This is a genomic window from Micromonospora arida, from assembly GCF_003857035.1.
In the GTDB taxonomy this organism is placed as follows: Bacteria; Actinomycetota; Actinomycetes; order Mycobacteriales; family Micromonosporaceae; genus Micromonospora; species Micromonospora arida.
Genome location: NZ_QGSY01000280.1, coordinates 1 through 16,951, shown reverse-complemented (window position 1 = coordinate 16,951; position 16,951 = coordinate 1). Strand labels below are relative to the sequence as shown.

General features: G+C 72.5%; 12 protein-coding genes. 4 read left to right on the top strand and 8 right to left on the bottom strand.

Annotated features, from left to right (window positions below):
* Positions 1-68: 68 nt before the first annotated feature.
* From folE to DLJ58_RS28425, 4 genes are all read right to left on the bottom strand, one after another.
* Positions 69-734 carry a GTP cyclohydrolase I FolE gene (folE, locus tag DLJ58_RS28440; RefSeq protein ID WP_091403265.1) on the bottom strand — a complete coding sequence of 222 codons (666 nt, stop codon included), beginning with the start codon at positions 732-734 and terminating at the stop codon, positions 69-71.
* A 35-nt stretch (positions 735-769) separates the two neighbouring features.
* Positions 770-2,788: an ATP-dependent zinc metalloprotease FtsH gene (gene ftsH, locus DLJ58_RS28435; RefSeq protein ID WP_124860881.1), complete on the bottom strand. Its 2,019-nt coding sequence runs from the start codon at positions 2,786-2,788 to the stop codon at positions 770-772.
* Positions 2,789-3,318: 530 nt separating this feature from the next.
* Positions 3,319-3,894, bottom strand: coding sequence for a hypoxanthine phosphoribosyltransferase (gene hpt / locus DLJ58_RS28430; protein WP_112582849.1), 576 nt, complete (start codon positions 3,892-3,894; stop codon positions 3,319-3,321).
* Between the two features lie 100 nt (positions 3,895-3,994).
* Positions 3,995-4,183, bottom strand: coding sequence for a hypothetical protein (locus tag DLJ58_RS28425; RefSeq protein WP_124860879.1), 189 nt, complete (start codon positions 4,181-4,183; stop codon positions 3,995-3,997).
* Between the two features lie 99 nt (positions 4,184-4,282).
* On the opposite strand from DLJ58_RS28425, the gene DLJ58_RS28420 reads away from it, so the two are divergent.
* Complete coding sequence (locus DLJ58_RS28420; protein ID WP_124860876.1) at positions 4,283-5,245, top strand: GlxA family transcriptional regulator; 963 nt, start codon at positions 4,283-4,285, stop codon at positions 5,243-5,245.
* A 13-nt stretch (positions 5,246-5,258) separates the two neighbouring features.
* Here the strand turns inward: DLJ58_RS28420 and tilS are convergent, their stop codons facing one another.
* The 3 genes from tilS to dacB form a co-directional block, all read right to left on the bottom strand.
* A complete protein-coding gene (tilS, locus tag DLJ58_RS28415) occupies positions 5,259-6,251 on the bottom strand; it encodes a tRNA lysidine(34) synthetase TilS (protein ID WP_124860875.1) in 993 nt (330 codons plus the stop codon).
* 10 nt (positions 6,252-6,261) lie between these two features.
* Complete coding sequence (locus tag DLJ58_RS28410) at positions 6,262-7,332, bottom strand: zinc-dependent metalloprotease (protein WP_124860873.1); 1,071 nt, start codon at positions 7,330-7,332, stop codon at positions 6,262-6,264.
* Between the two features lie 94 nt (positions 7,333-7,426).
* Entirely contained in the window at positions 7,427-8,917 is a 1,491-nt protein-coding gene (gene dacB / locus DLJ58_RS28405; RefSeq protein WP_341869932.1) for a D-alanyl-D-alanine carboxypeptidase/D-alanyl-D-alanine endopeptidase, read from the bottom strand.
* 512 nt (positions 8,918-9,429) lie between these two features.
* Here dacB and DLJ58_RS28400 point away from each other — a divergent pair.
* The gene (locus DLJ58_RS28400; RefSeq protein ID WP_091403280.1) at positions 9,430-9,936 is read left to right on the top strand and encodes an inorganic diphosphatase; all 507 of its coding nucleotides are present in this window, start codon (positions 9,430-9,432) and stop codon (positions 9,934-9,936) included.
* 32 nt (positions 9,937-9,968) lie between these two features.
* On the opposite strand, the gene eccD is transcribed toward DLJ58_RS28400, so the two are convergent.
* The gene (gene eccD / locus DLJ58_RS28395; RefSeq protein WP_124860869.1) at positions 9,969-11,372 is read right to left on the bottom strand and encodes a type VII secretion integral membrane protein EccD; all 1,404 of its coding nucleotides are present in this window, start codon (positions 11,370-11,372) and stop codon (positions 9,969-9,971) included.
* A gap of 101 nt (positions 11,373-11,473) precedes the next feature.
* On the opposite strand from eccD, the gene eccCa reads away from it, so the two are divergent.
* Positions 11,474-15,460, top strand: coding sequence for a type VII secretion protein EccCa (gene eccCa, locus DLJ58_RS28390; RefSeq protein ID WP_124860867.1), 3,987 nt, complete (start codon positions 11,474-11,476; stop codon positions 15,458-15,460).
* Positions 15,461-15,534: 74 nt separating this feature from the next.
* Entirely contained in the window at positions 15,535-16,875 is a 1,341-nt protein-coding gene (gene mycP, locus DLJ58_RS28385) for a type VII secretion-associated serine protease mycosin (RefSeq protein WP_124860865.1), read from the top strand.
* Positions 16,876-16,951: the final 76 nt, after the last annotated feature.

The window sequence follows — 16,951 nt, the reverse complement described above, 5'->3', positions numbered from 1 at the left end:
GGGGGGGGGGGGAACGCAACGGCCGGCCGTCCCGGATGGGTGTCGGCCGGCCGTGGTGCGTCGGGGTGTCAGCGGGGGATGATCAGCGCCATCGCCTCGGCCCGCGACTTGGAGTCCGATTGCAGGATTCCGCGTACGGCCGACGTGATGGTCTTGGCACCGGATTTCTGGATGCCGCGCATCGCCATGCACATGTGTTCGCATTCGAGCACGACGACGACGCCGCGTGGTGCGAGTTTGCTCATCAGCAGGTCGGCGACCTGCGACGTGAGCCGTTCCTGCACCTGCGGCCGACGGGCGAAGACCTCGACGAGTCGGGCCAGCTTGGACAGGCCGGTGATCCGCCCGTCGGGGCCCGGGATGTAGCCGATGTGCGCGCTGCCCCGGAAGGGCAGCAGGTGGTGCTCGCAGAGGCTCATCACGTCGATGTCCCGGACGATGACCAGCTCTTCGTGGTTGGCCTCGAAGGTGGTGCTGAGCACCTGGGCCGGGTCGACCCGCAGGCCGGCGAAGAGTTCGGCGTATGCACGGGCGACCCGGGCCGGGGTCTGCTGGAGTCCGTCACGGTCCGGGTCCTCGCCGACCGCGATCAGGATCTCGCGGACGGCCTTCTCGATCCGGCCGAGGTCGACCGCGTCCTCGACAGGGCGGCCGGTCAGCTTGCCGCTGATCAGCCGCGCGGCCACGTAGTCCAGCTCGTCGTCGCCGTCGGGTTCGGTCGCGGAGACGGCCAGCTCCCGGTGTGGGGAGCTGGCCGTCGGGTCGTTGCTCAGTGCGTGCCGTCCGAGTTGTTGGACGGCGCGACGCCACCGACCGACGCCTGCGCGCCGTCGGCCTGGGCCTGCGCCTTGAGCTTGTCCTTCTCCGCAGGGGTGAGCACGGGCGGCTCGGTGGAGGGCTGACGCTTGCCGAAGCCGTTGTACGGCGCCAGCGGCGGGCGCTTGACCACCCGGGAGCAGATCCGCGCCATGTCGGCCGTGGAGAGGGTTTCCTTCTCCATCAGCTCCAGCACGATGTTGTCCAGGACGTCCCGGTATTCCACCAGGATCTCCCAGGCCTCGTCGTGCGCCAGCTCGACCAGTGCCCGCATCTCGCCGTCGATCTCGGCGGCGACCGAGTCCGAGTAGTCCCGCTCGTGGCCCATGTTGCGGCCGAGGAACGGCTCGTCCCCGCTGGTGCCGTACTTGATCGCGCCGAGCTTGGAGCTCATGCCGTACTGGGTGATCATCGCGCGGGCCAGTTGAGTGGCCTTCTCGATGTCATTGCCGGCGCCGGTGGTCGGCTCGTGGAAGACCAGTTCCTCGGCGGCGCGACCGCCCAGCGCGTACGCCAGGGTGTCGATCATTTCGGCGCGGGTCTGGGTGTACTTGTCTTCGGTCGGGAGCACCAGGGTGTGGCCCAGCGAGCGGCCACGGGACAGGATCGTCACCTTGTGCACCGGCGCGGCGTGCGGCAGCGCCCAGGCGACCAGAGCGTGACCACCCTCGTGGTACGCGGTGATCTTCTTTTCCTGGTCGCTCATCACCCGGGTCCGCCGCTGCGGACCGGCGACCACCCGGTCGATCGACTCTTCCAGCGAGTCGTTGGTGATCGCCCGCTGCTCCTTGCGAGCGGTGAGCAGGGCCGACTCGTTGATCACGTTGGCCAGGTCGGCGCCGCTGAAGCCCGGCGTACGACGGGCCACCGCGTCGAGGTCGACATCGGGCGTGAACGGCTTGCCCTTGGCGTGCACCCGCAGGATGGCCTTGCGGCCCTCCATGTCGGGGGCGTCCACCGGGATCTGCCGGTCGAACCGGCCCGGGCGCAGCAGCGCCGGGTCGAGGATGTCCGGCCGGTTGGTGGCCGCGATCAGGATGACGCCGCCCTTGGTGTCGAAGCCGTCCATCTCGACGAGCAGCTGGTTGAGCGTCTGCTCCCGCTCGTCGTGGCCGCCGCCCATGCCGGCGCCACGGTGCCGGCCGACGGCGTCGATCTCGTCGACGAAGACGATCGCCGGGGCGTTCGTCTTGGCCTGCTCGAACAGGTCACGGACCCGGCTGGCGCCGACGCCGACGAACATCTCCACGAAGTCGGAGCCGGAGATGGAGTAGAAGGGCACCCCGGCCTCGCCGGCGACCGCGCGGGCCAGCAGCGTCTTGCCGGTGCCGGGCGGGCCGAACAGCAGCACGCCCTTCGGGATCTTGGCGCCCAGGGCCTGGTACTTGGCCGGGTTCTGCAGGAAGTCCTTGATCTCGTACAGCTCTTCGACGGCCTCCTCGGCACCCGCGACGTCCGCGAAGGTCGTCTTCGGAGTGTCCTTGGTGATCATCTTGGCCTTGGACTTGCCGAAGTTGAGCACCCGGGAGCCGCCGCCCTGCATCTGCGACATGAAGAACAGCAGCAGGAGCACGAGCAGCGCGATCGGCAGCAGGTTGACCAGCAGGCTCACCCAGATGCTGTCCGAGGAGACCTTGGCGTCGGCCGGGCCGGTGACCCGGTTGTTCGCCTTGGCGTCCAGCACCTCGTTCCAGATCTGGTCGCCAGCCTGGTACGGGAACTGCGCCTCGATCTTGTTGGTCTCGGTCTTACCGAACTTGGTCTTCTGGGCCAGGTCCAGCTGGAGCGTCTGCTCCTTGTCCTGGAAGACCACCTTGTTGATCTTGGCGGTGTGCAGTTGATCGAGCGCAACGGAAGTGTCCACCCGGTGGTAGCTGGGACCACTGGTGAACAGCTGACTGAGCACAACGGCGCCGAGGATGACCAGGATGATCCAGACCACCGGTCGGCGGAAGAAACGCGTACGTTCCATACTGTTGTCGAGCGCCGGGGCGCCCGCATCCTCCTGATCGACGTCCTGACCGTCTGATGGTGTCGCCGCGTTGAGCGGCGGCCGGAGCCGCCGTGCGGGCCGGCCTCGACCCCGAGGCGCGAAAACTACCGCGCCGCGGTCATTCGACGGTACACCGTGCACGCGAGGAGTGAGCTTGCGAGCCCCGCAGTCGTGCACCATCAAAAGACCGCGTACGCCAGCAGCGAACCTGGGAGCCCCCGCACTCTGCGCGCCTTCGACATCGACGACACGCACCGTGGGTAGGCCCACCAGCCCCGCAGCCAACGTACGGCGAGTCCGGGTGGAAGCCGGCGTGGCAGGGAGTCCGGCTCGGCCACCCGAGCGCCCGGTCACGCGATCGAGAGGGTCGAGCGCGGAGGAACCTCCGGGCCACCGTGCTACACGGTAACCGCATCAGCTGAGAGCGCGCTGAACGTCGGCTTGATGGATGCCGATGCAATTCGGGTTCATGTCGACCGGTGGCCCGTCGCGACGGGTCGGACCCGGCGTCAGGAGCGGGCGTAGACCTCGGGCTTGAGCACCCCGACGTACGGCAGCTCCCGGTAGCGCTCAGCGAAGTCGAGACCGTACCCGACCACGAACTCGGTGGGGATGTCGAAGCCGACGTACTTCACCGGGACCGGCACCTTCACCGCGTCGGGCTTGCGGAACAGGGCGACCACCTCGACGCTCGCCGCCGAGCGCGACTCGAGGTAGCGCAGCAGCCAGGAGAGCGTGAGCCCGGAGTCGACGATGTCCTCGACGACGACCACGTGCCGACCCGCGATGTCCCGGTCCAGATCCTTGAGGATGCGGACCACCCCGGAGGAGGTGGTGCCCTGGCCGTAGGACGAGATGGCCATGAAGTCGAGCTCCGCCGGCGGGCCGTTGCGGCCCAGCGCCCGGGCGAAGTCCGCCATGAACATCACCGCGCCCTTGAGTACGCACACCAGCAGCAGCCCGTCGCCCACGTGGGCGTAGTCGGCGGAGACCTGCTTGGCCAGCTCCGCCGTCTTCTCGCGGATCTGCGCCTCGGAGATGATCACGTGGTCGATGTCGGCGTCGTACCAGGAGCCGTCAGCCATGACTCCTAGCCTGCCGTACGTCGGATGGCCCCCGTCGGCGGGGCCGCACCTTTTGGCGCGGTCCCGCCGAGGATTTTCTGCGCAAACAACGCTAATCACATCAGTTGGTACGTGACCGCCAGCGGCGGCCGTCGTCGCTCGGCTTCCAGTCGGCCGAATCGTGGCTGTCGACGGTGAGGCCGGCCGCCGAGGCGGCGGCGAGGAGGACAAGGAACAGGAGGATGAACAGGAACTCCATGGCGGCGCTCGCTTTCGCATGATTGCTATCGGTTTCGCCGCCGGTGCGCACCGGACTGAGACCAGTCTGCGACCTCGCGAATCAATCGGACAGTGGCAGGAATGCCATTGGTCATCGATTTACTGCCACCTGTCGGGTTACCCTCGTCACATGCTGCGGTCCGTTGCCGTTCTCGCCCTCGACCAGGTCGCTCCCTTCGAGCTCGGCGTGCTCGCCGAGGTGTTCGGCACCGACCGGACAGCCGACGGTTTCCCCGCCTACCGCTTCCAGGTGTGCAGCCCCGACGGCGCTCCCGTGCGTACCTCGTCCGGCTTCCACCTCACCCCACACGCCGACCTCGGCCCGGTCGACGAGGCCGACCTGGTGGCCATCCCCGCGCACAGCCAGGGCACCACCGTCCCCGCCCCGGTGCTCGACGCGCTCCGCCGGGCCGACGCCCGCGGAGCGCACCTGTTCAGCGTCTGCTCCGGAGCCTTCCTGCTCGGCGAGGCCGGGCTGCTCGACGACCGCGAGTGCACGACCCACTGGCGGTACGTGGACGAGCTGCAACGCCGGCACCCGCGCGCCCGGGTGCGATGCAACTCGCTCTACGTCCAGGACGGCCGGTTGCTCACCAGCGCCGGCACCGCGGCCGGCATCGACGCGTGCCTGCACCTGATCCGCCAGGAGCACGGCTCGGCCACCGCGACCCGGCTGGCCCGGCGGATGGTGGTCCCTCCACACCGCGACGGCGGTCAGTCCCAGTACGTCGAGGCGCCCATCCCGAAGGCACCCGAGGCACCCACCCTCGAACCGGTGCTGGAGTGGCTGATCGGCCACCTGGACCGGACGATCACCGTGGAGGAGTTGGCCGCCCGCGCCGGCATGGCGCCCCGCACGTTCGCCCGCCGGTTCCGCGCCGAGACCGGCACCACCCCGCACGACTGGCTCACCAACCAGCGGGTGCTGCTCGCCCGGCGGCTGCTGGAGGAGACCCCGTTGAGCGTGGAGGCGGTGGCCGACCAGTCCGGCTTCGGCGACGCGGCCGCGTTGCGCCACCACTTCAGTCGCCGGGTCGGTGCCACCCCGCACAGCTACCGGACCACCTTCCGGGACCGGGCGCACAGCGGCTGAGACCGGCCGCAGGTCAGGCGGGACGCACCGATGCCAACCGGCCGTCGCGGCGGAACACCCGGACACCGCCGGGCAGGTCGGCCGGGCCCTGACCGTGCCAATCGGTCACCAGGGCGTCCAGGGCGGCGACGTGCCGGTGCGACAGGGCACCGGGCAGCGCACCCAACTCGCGGGCCCAGGAGTGCAGCACCCGGCCGCGTACGGCGGGAACCAGGCCGAGCAGCGCCGGCACGGACAGCCCTCCGTCGGGGCACCGGGCCGCCGCCAGCGCCGTCCCCGCCAACTCGTCGAGCGCGGCGTTGTCGGCGGCCAACAGCCGGGCGGTCCGCGCCAGGTTGTCCACCACGCCCGGCCCGAGCGCCCGCACCAGCGCCGGCAGCAGGTCGCCCCGCACCCTCGACCGGGCGTACGACGGGTCGCTGTTGTGCGGGTCCTGCCACGGGCTCAGCCCGAGGACGGCGCAGGCGGCGCGCGTCTGCTCCCGACCGATCTCCAGCAGCGGGCGCAGCAGCGGCACCCCGCCCAGATCGCGCCGGGCGGGCATCCCGGCCAGCCCTCGTGGGCCGGCGCCCCGGGCGAGCGCGAGCAGCACCGTCTCCGCCTGGTCGTCACGGGTGTGCCCGGTGAGCACCGCGACAGCGTTCTGCTGCCGGGCCGCCTCGGTCAGCGCCTGGTAGCGGGCCTCGCGGGCGGCCGCCTCCGGCCCACCGGGACGCCCGGCCACTTCCACCCGGACCACGGTCGCCGACGCGAACCCGACCTCTCGACCCCAGGTGGCCACCGCCTCGGCGCGCTCCGCGGAGCCGTCCTGCAAGCCGTGGTCGACGCTGACGAGCGCCGCGGCGCGGCCCAGCCGCGGCGCCACGAAGACGGTTGCCGCCGCCAGCGCGAGCGAGTCGGCACCACCGGAGCAGGCGACCAGCACCGGACCGCCGGACGGCAGACCGGTCAGGGCGCGGCGGACCGCCACGCGGATCGCGGCCACCGGCGGAGCGAGTGCGGCCACCGGCGGGTGGTCAGCCAGCGGCCGGGATGGTGCCGGCCGGGCCGTGCACCCGGGCGACCCAGGCGTCCGGGTCACCCAACTCCGACAGTCGAGGCAGGGTCAGCGGCGAGTTGAAGATCGAATTGAACCCGTCCATGCCGACGCGTTCCACCACCCCGTGCACGAACTTGCGCCCCTCGGCGTACTGGCGCATCTTGACGTCCACCCCGAGCAGCCGGCGGATCGCCTTCTCCAGCGGGTTGCCCGCCTCCCGGCGTCGGTTGAACGACGCCCGGATCCGCTCCACGCTCGGGATCACCTGCGGGCCGACGCCGTCCATCACGAACTCGGCGTGCCCCTCCAGCAGGGTCATCAACGCGGTGAGCCGGTCCAGTACGGCCCGCTGTGCCGGGGTCTGCACGATGTCCAGCACGCTGGTGCGGCTCTCCGGATCACGGACCGCGTCGGACAACGTGGCCACCCCGCGCCGCAACCGCTCGACCAGGTGGTCACCTCCGCTGGACGAGGCGTCGACGAACGCCTGCACCTCGCTGAGGAAATAGGCCCGCATCCACGGCACGGCCGTGAACTGGGTGCGGTGGGTGACCTCGTGCAGACACACCCAGAGCCGGAAATCCCGAGGGTCGGCGCCGAGCTTGCGCTCCACCTCGACGATGTTCGGTGCCACCAGCAGCAGCTGGCCCGGGTCAGCCGAGAAGACCTCGTACTGGCCGAGCACCCGCCCGGAGAGGTAGGCCAGCACCGTCCCGGCCTGCACCCCGGTGAGCCGGGACCCGATCGCCTCGGTCAACGCGCCCGGTTGCTTGTCACCGGAGAGCCGACTCACCAGCGGAGTGATCACCTCGCGGAGACCGGCGATGTTGGTCGCGGCCCAGTCGCGGCGATCGACCACCCGGACCGGCGGATGCGACACCTGCGCCCGCAACCCCGTGTAGTCGGCCACGTGCCCGGCCGCCTCGTCGGTCAGCCGACGCAGGTCGCCGACCACGTCGGTGGCTTCCGCGTACGACACGCGGGGGCCAGATTTGCTCAACGCCCCCGCCGTGGCGGCGGCCAGATCCCAGTCCACGAACTGCGCCATGAACCCACCGTACCCGCGCCGCGACACCCCGGCCCGGGCTCGCGCCCTCGATCGACGCCGATGACGACCGCGTCGCCCCCGGAACCGGCGACGGTCAGCCGCAGCCGCAACCGGCCAGCGCGGCGGCGATCCGATCCAGTGCCGGCTGGGCGGTGTCCCGGTCACCCGGCACCTTGTCGGTGAGCACCGCGAAGGTCAACAGCCGACCATCGGCGGTGGTGACCAGGCCCGCGATGGAATGCACGCCGGTCAGGGTGCCGGTCTTGGCCCGGACACTGCCCGCGCCCGCGGCGGTGCCCGCGGTGTTGCGGTAGCGCTCGTTCAGGGTCCCGGACCAACCGCCCACCGGCAGACCACCGAAGACGCCGGCCAGCTCCGGATGGTCCGGACTGGCGGCCAAGCGGATCAGATCGGTCAGCAGCGACGGGCTGATCCGGTTGAGACGGGACAGGCCGCTGCCGTCGGAGACGCTGATCTCGTCGGCGGGCAGGCCCAGCTCCGCCACCTCCGCGTCCATGGCGGCGGCGCCGCCGTCGAACGAGGCGGGCTGACCGCGGGCCAACGCGACCTGCCGGGCGAGCGCCTCGGCCACCAGGTTGTCGCTCTCGCTGATCATGACGTCGACCAGCCGGATCAGCGGCGGTGACTGCACCACGCCCAGTTCGGTACCCGGTGCCGGGCTGGCACCGGTCGCCGCCTGAGGCGGGGCCGCGCCCCGCTTCACGGCGTCGGTCGGCACCCCGAGCAGTCGGGCGAACGCCTTGCCGGCGGCCAGGTCCGGCTCGGCGAACCGCGGGGCGGACCCGTGCTCGACGCCCGGGTCGGTACGCGCGCCGTCGGTCATCAACGCGGTCACCGCGCCGCCCGAACCGCCGGTGGGGATGTCGTCGTCCCAGCCGGGGCCGTAGACCGGGCCGGAGTAGACCGAACCGTCGACGGTGACACTGGTCGGAGGTGTGCCGCCGAGCGCGGTACGCACCTGGGCGGCCAGGTCGTCGAGGCGCGCCGCACCCGGGTAGTAACCCTTCTTGTTGATCGCGAGGGTCGGGTCGCCGCCCCCGACGATCACCACCTCGCCGGCCTTCGCGCCGGCCACCGCACGAGTGGGAATCCGGTAGCCGGGCCCCCGGGCCGCCAGCACGGTCACCGCGGTCGCCAGCTTCGTCACCGACGCGGGCACGGTGCCGTCGTCCGCCCCCTTGGCGAACAGCGTCTGACCGGTGATCACGTCGGCGACCGAGACGTTCACCCGGTCGCCCAGGGCGGCGACGCCGACCAGTGGGTCGAGCGCGGCCCGAACCCCGTCCGGGGTGGGCACCGGGGCGTTCGAATCCGGGCCGCCCAGCACGTCCGACGGGGCGGGTTCCGGAGTCGCGCCGACCGCGTTCGGCCCGGACGCGGCATCGTCGCCCAGCCACCCGGCGACCGGGCCGGGACGGGTGATCACGACTCCGACGCTGACGAGCACCAGCAGGAGCACGGCGGCCAGCACCACCGGCAGCCGCCTCCGGCGGCGCGGCGCGGCGGTTGCGGGCGCGGGCGCGGCGTCGGCGGGTGCCGGCAACGCGGAGATCGGCGGGCCCACCGGGGGGACCCCGCCGGGGCCGGGGGCGGTCGGTCCGGGACCGAACGACGGGCTGACCGGCGCAGGGCTGACCGGGACCGTGGCACTGCCGCGTGGCGGGCCGCTCACCGGTTGCTCACCGCCGGCTGCCGGGAAGTGACCGGCGTTCGGAGCGGGCGACGCCGGCCCGGCCGGCGGGCGCCAGGGCAGCGGCGGAGGCCGCTCGGGCACCGTCTCCGGTGCCGGGGTCGCAGCTTCGGGAGCCCGTGGGAGGTGCGCCTCCGGCACCGGGACCCGCCCCTTGGCACTGCCGGAGTCGGATCGTCCGGTACCGTGCGCGGAGCCCCCGTCCGGGCGGTAGTGTGAATCTTCCCTCCCCACGACCCCCTCCTCCCCCAGCGAAAATCGGCTTGGGTGACACTACTTCGGTCCGAAGACTATGCGGCGGCCGGAGTCGGCGGGTGGGCATTCACCTGTCCGGAGGGTCGCCATTGGTTCCGTTAGCCAGCGTGGGCAGACGAGGGAGCGTGCAGATGGATTTCGACGTGACGGTTGAGATCCCCAAAGGTCACCGGAACAAGTACGAGGTGGACCACAAGACCGGCCGGATCCGGTTGGACCGCACCCTCTTCACCTCCACCCAGTACCCGGCCGACTACGGGTTCATCGAGGGCACGCTGGGTGAGGACGGCGATCCGCTGGACGCCCTCGTGCTGGTCCCCGAGCCGACCTTCCCGGGTTGTCTGATCCGCTGCCGCACCATCGGCATGTTCCGGATGACCGACGAGAAGGGTGGGGACGACAAGGTCCTCTGCGTGCCCTACGAGGACCCCCGCCAGGAGCACCTGCGCGACATCCACCACCTGGGCGAGTTCGACCGCCTGGAGATCCAGCACTTCTTCGAGGTTTACAAGGACCTGGAGCCCGGCAAGTCGGTGGAGGGCGCGACCTGGGTCGGCCGCACCGAGGCCGAGGCCGAGATCCACGCCTCCTACCAGCGGGCCCGCGACGCCGAGGCGCGCGGCGAGTCCATGCACTGATCGACCGCTGACGCACCGGGCCCGGGGGCCGCTCAACCGAGCAACCCCCGGGCCCTGTCGTACAGGTCGAGCACCGCGCAGGCGATCGGCACCACGGCGACCACCAGAGCCGTGTCGGTGAGGTCCGCGACCCGTCCGAGGTACGGCGAGACCGGCCGGCGGGCGTACCCGGTGCCGCTGGCGACCGCCACCAGGGCCAGCGCCGCCCCGCCCAGGACCAGCACCAGTCGCCCGGTCTCGTCGGCCCGACCGACCAGCACGGCACCCAGCGCCGCGTAGCCGGCCAACCCGGCGAGCACCGTCGGCACCCGGTGTCGCAGCGCCACGAACAGCCGCGACCGCAGCAGCAGCACGGCCGAGGTGACCGCCACCAGCACCCGACCGGCAGTGCCACCGGCGACCACGAGTACGACAGCGGTGGCCACCACCAGCAACGCGTGGCCGATCAGCATTCCGGTGAGCATCTCCTCGGTGCGGATCACCGCAGCGTGCACCCGGCCCCGGTCCGGCAGATCCCGCACCCGCTCCGGCTCCTCCGCGGGGGTGGCGGCCGGCAGGGTGATCGGCGGCAGCGGCAGCTTGCCCAGCCGGATGGCCAGCAGCGGAATCACGCCGACGGCGAAGACCAGTGCGCTGAGCAGCACCGCCGCCGTACAGGCAGTGGTCATCAGCAGCCCACCGAGCGCGGCGCCCGCGCCGATCAGGCCGACCGTGACACCGGCCACGAAGACCCGCAGCCGACTGGCCACCCCGAGGAGGCCGATCAACGCCGCCAGCAGCAGCGCGACCGAGCCGGCCAGCAGTTCGGGAGCGCCCACCCAGCGGGCCGGTCCGAACGGCCCGACCGGGTCGCCGGAGCCGACGGCCAGGGCGCCGGCCGTGAACGCGTAGGGCAGCGCGTAGCCGCCGAGCGTCGCCCCGGCGGCGCCGTCGCCGTTGGCGCGGGAGGCGACGGTGCCGGCCACGGTGAGCACCAGCGCCACCGCGACGGCCGCCAGCCAACCGGCCCGGTGGGTCGGGCCCCCGGCGAGCAGCGCGAGCAGTCCGACCGCCAGTGGTACGGCGGCACCGGCCAGACCGGCTGCCCGGGTGGCGGTGGGCGACCAGGCGCCGCCCCGGCGGCGAGCACCGTCGGCGATCGCCTCGATGACGTCGTCGTACTCCAACTCGGGCCAGTGCGCGCGGGCCGGCACGAGGTGCAGCACCTCACCGTCGCGCACCCCCTGCGGCAGCAGCGCCTGTGCGGTCACCAGCAACGCCCCGTCGGTGCGGCGGAGCACCCACCCGCCGTGCTGCTCGCCGTCGTCGGCGAGCCCGACACCGGCGTGCCGGAGCACGTCGGGCAGCAGCTCAGCCAGGGGCACCTGCTCCGGCAGGGCGACGTCCACCCGTCGTTGCGACGCGCTGATGGTGACGCGTGCCAGCCCGGTAGTCATCGACTGGTCTCCATATCGAGGGGGATCGGAGGCTGCGCGGACGACAGGACTTTACCTACCATGAGCCAGGCTCGGGTTACCCAGCGCTGTCAGGAGGCCGAGTGTCCACCGTCGTCATCAAGCGCCCACCGCGCCGACCAGCGCCGGAGATTCCCGCCGGTGAGCTGTCGGTCGACGCACCGCCGGAGATCCCCGTGGTGACCGGCGGGCGGTGGCAGCAGCTGCTCATGCTGCTGCCCATGCTCGGCGGCACGGTGGCGATGGCGATGATGTTCGGTCGGGGCGGCGGGGCCTACTCGTACGTGGTGGGCGGCATGTTCGGGCTCTCCTCGTTGGCGATGCTCGTGACCTCCTGGGGCAGCGCCTCCGGCACCCCGAAGAAGTCCGAGATGATGGCCGCCCGCAGGGAGTACCTGCGCCACCTGGCCACACTGCGGCGGCGGGTACGGCGCACCGCGGGCCAGCAACGGGCCGGGCTCTACTACCGGCACCCGGATCCGGGCCGGCTCTGGTCGACGGTGGACAGCCACCGGGTCTGGGAACGGCGCCCCGCCGACCCCGACTTCGCTGTCGTGCGGGTCGCCGTCGGGCCGCAGACCCTGGCCACCCCACTGGTTCCACCGGTCACCCGGCCACTGGAGGAGCTTGAGCCGATGACCGCAGGTGCGCTGCGACGCTTCCTGGACGCGTACTCGGTGGTGCCGGACCTGCCGGTGGCGCTGTCGCTGCGCAGCTTCGCCCGGGTGCACGTGCGTTCCGCCGCCCGTGGCCGGGCCGCGACCACCCCGACCACCGGTGGACCGCCCACCGGCGACCCGGCGGCGCAGGCGCTGGTCCGGGCCGTGTTGACCCAGCTGGCGGTGTTCCACGCCCCCGACGAACTGCTCGTCGCGGTCTGCGCCGGGCCCGAGCGCCGCGCCTGCTGGGAGTGGGTGAAGTGGCTCCCGCACGCCCACCATCCCGGCCGCACCGACGCGCTCGGCCCGGTACGCCTGGTCACCAGCTCGGCCGCCGAGTTGGAGTCGCTGCTGGCCGACGTCCTGGCCACCCGGTCCCGGTTCAGCCCGGCCGGCCCGGCCACCGACGGCCAGCACGTGGTGGTGGTCCTCGACGGCGGCGACCTGACCGGTGCCAGTGACCTGACCGGTGACGGCGGCATCGACGCGGTCACCGTGCTGGACCTGGACACCCCGCCGCCCCGACTGCTGGACCGGTACGCGTTGCTGCTCGAGTTGCACGGCCGGCGGCTGCACTCGCGGTCGTCCGACGGGCACGCCGAGGTGGGCACCGCCGACCAGCTGGACCTGGCCGACGCCGAGGCGGTCGCCCGACGGTTGGCACCGCTGCGGCTCGCCGGCGCGGCCCGTGGGCCGGACGCCCCGCTCCAGGCCGATCTGGGCCTCCCCGAGCTGCTCGGCCTCGGTGACCCGGAGAGCTTCACGGCGGAACAAGGCTGGTTGCCGCGCTCGGCACGGGACCGGTTGCGGGTGCCGATCGGGGTGGGCGCGGACGGCGGCGCCATCGAGCTGGACCTCAAGGAGTCCGCCCAGGACGGCATGGGCCCGCACGGCCTGCTCATCGGGGCGACCGGCTCCGGCAAGTCCGAGCTGCTCCGCACGCTGGTGCTGGGGCTCGCCGCCACGCACAGCTCCGAGCAGCTCAACTTCGTGCTCGTCGACTTCAAGGGTGGCGCCACCTTCACCTCGTTCGACCGGCTGCCGCACACCGCGGCCGTGATCACCAACCTGGCCGACGCGTTGCCCCTTGTCGATCGCATGGTGGACGCGATAAACGGGGAGTTGGTCCGCCGCCAGGAATTGCTGCGGCGGGCCGGCAACTTCGCCGGCGTGCGCGACTACGAGCGGGCCAGGGCGGCCGGCAGTCCCCTCGCCCCGCTGCCGTCGTTGCTGCTGATCTGCGACGAATTCTCGGAGCTGCTCTCCGCCAAGCCCGACTTCATCGACCTGTTCGTGCAGATCGGCCGGCTGGGCCGGTCGCTCGGCGTGCACCTGCTGCTCGCCAGCCAGCGCCTGGAGGAGGGCCGGCTCCGCGGGTTGGACACCCACCTCTCGTACCGGATCGGGTTGCGCACCTTCTCGGCGCTGGAGTCCCGGACGGTGCTCGGCGTGGCGGACGCGCACGAGTTGCCCCGCTCACCGGGCCACGGCTACCTGCGTGCCGGCACCGACCCGCTGGCCCGCTTCAAGGCCGCGTACGTCTCCGGTGCCGTCCGCCGTCGGACCGCTCCGGGCGGCGTCGCCGCCGAGGGGGGCGCGCGGCTGCTCACCTTCACCACCCACGTCGTACCGGTGCCCGAGCCGGCAGCACCGGTCGTACCCGTCGTGGCGGAGGAGGAGGGCAGCAGGACGCTGCTCGACCTGCTGGTGGACCGGCTCGTGGGGCAGGGCCCGCCGGCGCACCAGGTCTGGCTTCCGCCTCTCGGCCAGCCGCCCGCCCTGGACGAGCTGCTCGGCCAGGTCGAGGTGCACCCGAAACGCGGGCTGACCGTGGGCAACCCGGAGCTGCACGGGGCACTCGGCGTGCCGATGGCGGTGGTGGACAAACCGTTGGAGCAGCGCCGGGACCTGCTCTGGCTGGCGCTGGACGGCGCTGCCGGGCACGTCGCGGTGGTCGGTGCGCCGCAGAGCGGCAAGTCCACCGCCCTGCGCACGCTGATCTGCGCGCTGGCGCTCACTCACACACCGGCCGAGGTGCAGGTCTACTGCCTCGACTTCGGCGGCGGCGGGTTGGCCGCGCTGCGCGACCTTCCGCACGTCGGCGGGGTGACCGGCCGCGCCGACCCGACCGCCGTACGACGCACCGTCGGCGAGATGACCACCCTGCTGGTCGACCGGGAACGCCGCTTCGCCGAGCTGGGCGTGGAGTCGATGGCCGCGTACCGGCAGCGTCGAGCGGCAGCGGGGACGGCCGGGCAGCCGGGCACCGACCCGTACGGCGACGTGTTCCTGGTGATCGACGGGTGGACCACCATCCGCGGCGAGTACGACGACCTGGAACCACTCGTCACCGACCTGGCCACCCGGGGCCTGTCGTACGGGCTGCACGTGGTCGCCACCGGGCTGCGCTGGCTCGATTTCCGCCCGGCGATCCGGGACCTGTTCGGCTCCCGGCTGGAGCTGCGCCTCGGTGATCCGGCCGACTCGTTGGTGGCCCGGCGTGCGGCCGCCAACGTGCCGGAGCGCTCCGGTCGGGGGGTGACAGCGGAGGGCCTGCACTTCCTCACCGCGCTGCCCCAGCTCGGTACCGCCGGCGGAGACACCGCCGACCTGGTCAAGCGGGCCGCCGACGGGTGGGCGGGTGCTCCGGCGCCCCGGGTGCGGCTGCTCCCGCCGGTGCTGCCGTACGCCGATCTGGACCTCACCTCGACGACCGGGCTGCGGCTGCCGATCGGGATCGCGGAGGCGGACCTGCGCCCGGTGTCGCTCGACTTCACCACCGAGCCGCACTTCGTGGTCTTCGGGGACTCGGAGTGCGGCAAGTCGTCCTTCCTGCGCGCGCTGGCCACGTCGATCATCACCCGGTTCACTCCCGAGCAGGCCAGGGTGATCCTCGTCGACTATCGGCGCAGCCTGCTCGGCGCCATCGAGACGCCACACCTGATCGGGTACGGCACCGCGGCGGCGCACACCGCCGACCTGGTCGAGTCGGCCGCCGGCTACCTGGAACGGCGGGCTCCCGGGCCGGAGGTCACCCCGCAGCAGTTGCGGGACCGGTCCTGGTGGTCCGGGCCGGAGCTGTTCGTGCTGGTGGACGACTACGACCTGGTGGCGGCGGGGCCGGCGAACCCGTTGCGCGCACTGGAGGAGCACCTGCCGCACGCCCGCGACATCGGGCTGCACCTGGTGCTGGCCCGCCGGTCCGGTGGGGCGAGCCGGGCCCAGTACGAGCCGATCGTGCAGCGCCTGCGGGAGCTGTCCACGGCCGGCCTGGTGATGGCGGGCAGCCCTGAGGAGGGCGCACTCGTCGGGCCGGTGCGACCCGGACCGCTGCCGCCGGGGCGTGGTCGACTGGTCACCCGGCGGGAGGGCGTACGTCTCGTTCAGCTGGCACAACTGCCGCCGCAATGACCTGACTCGCCGGTTCTTCCCGTGACGGGTGGGGAAACCGGTAATCTCCGATCGTCATGGTTCCGTCGGGATGGATGGCTGAGGATGTGACTGGGGTGCGGTACAGCGGTCCGTCAGCGGCCCGACGAGCGACCGGCCGGGCGCTGCTCGGCGTGGCCGCGGCGCTTGCCGTCGTGGCCCCGACCGCGGCAGCCGTGCCCGTCGCCGCGCCCACGAACGGTGGACAGCTCGCCGGCGCGCCGATGGCGTTCGCCCCCGGTGACGCCGTCGCCCGCACTGATCAGGTCCGCGACGAACAGTGGCAGCTCGACGAGTTGCAGGCCGAGACGGCATGGCGCAGTTCGACCGGCCGGGGCGTGACAGTGGCGGTGGTCGACTCCGGAGTGGACGGCAACCACCCCGACCTGGTCGGCCAGGTGCTGCCCGGCAAGGACCTGGTCGGCCCCGGTGGTGCTCCTGGCCCGGATCCGGTGGGTCACGGCACCACGGTCGCCGGCCTGATCGCCGGGCGCAACGACGACAAGCGGGGTGTGGTCGGCCTGGCACCGGACGCCCGGATCCTGCCGGTCCGCGTGCTGGACGAGGAGAACCGTTACGACGACGCGCTGATCGTCGCCCAGGGGGTCCGCTGGGCGGTCGACAACGGCGCCCGCGTGATCAACCTGTCGCTGGGTGGCAGCGGCGACAGCCCGGCCCTGGCCGCCGCCCTGGACTACGCGTTCGTGCGGGACGTGGTCGTGGTCGCCTGCACCGGCAACCTGGCCACCTCCACCAGCACGAAGGTCTGGTACCCGGCTCGTGAGCCGGGTGTGATCGCGGTGTCCGGTCTGGAACGCAGCAGCGACAACCTGTGGTCCGGCTCGATCACCGGCCGGGCGACGGTGCTCACCGCTCCCGCCAGCGGGCTGGTCGGTGCCAAGCCGCCCGGCGGTTACTGGCGGGTGCAGGGCACCAGCTTCGCCGCGCCACTGGTGGCGGCGACCGCCGCGCTGGTCCGGTCCCGCTATCCGCAGATGCCCGCGGGTGAGGTGGTCAACCGGTTGTTGGCCACCGCCCGGGACGTGGGCCCGACCGGTCGGGACGACCGCTTCGGGTACGGGGTGGTCGACCCGGTGGCCGCGTTGACCGCTCAGGTGCCGCCGGTGACCACCAACCCGCTGGACGACCAGACGTCGCCAGGGGTAACCGGTTTCGGTCCGGCGCCCGGCTCGGCCGACGACGATCCGGTGGCCGGTGCCGGTAGCGATCCACTCGGTCTCGCCGCAGCCGGTCAGCAGAGCCGCTGGACGGCTCGGGCGGCGGGGGGTCAGGACACCTCCGCGCCGGAGCAACTGTGGACCACTGTCGTGCTCCTCGTCGCTCTGGTCGGCGGTGCGGCCCTGATGGTGCGCCGACTGCGTCAGCGGACCCGTTGATCGCGACCGACCGGCAGGCCTGACCGGCTGCCCGGCCGGGTAGAACCGACCCATGAGTACGCACCAGCCGCCCACC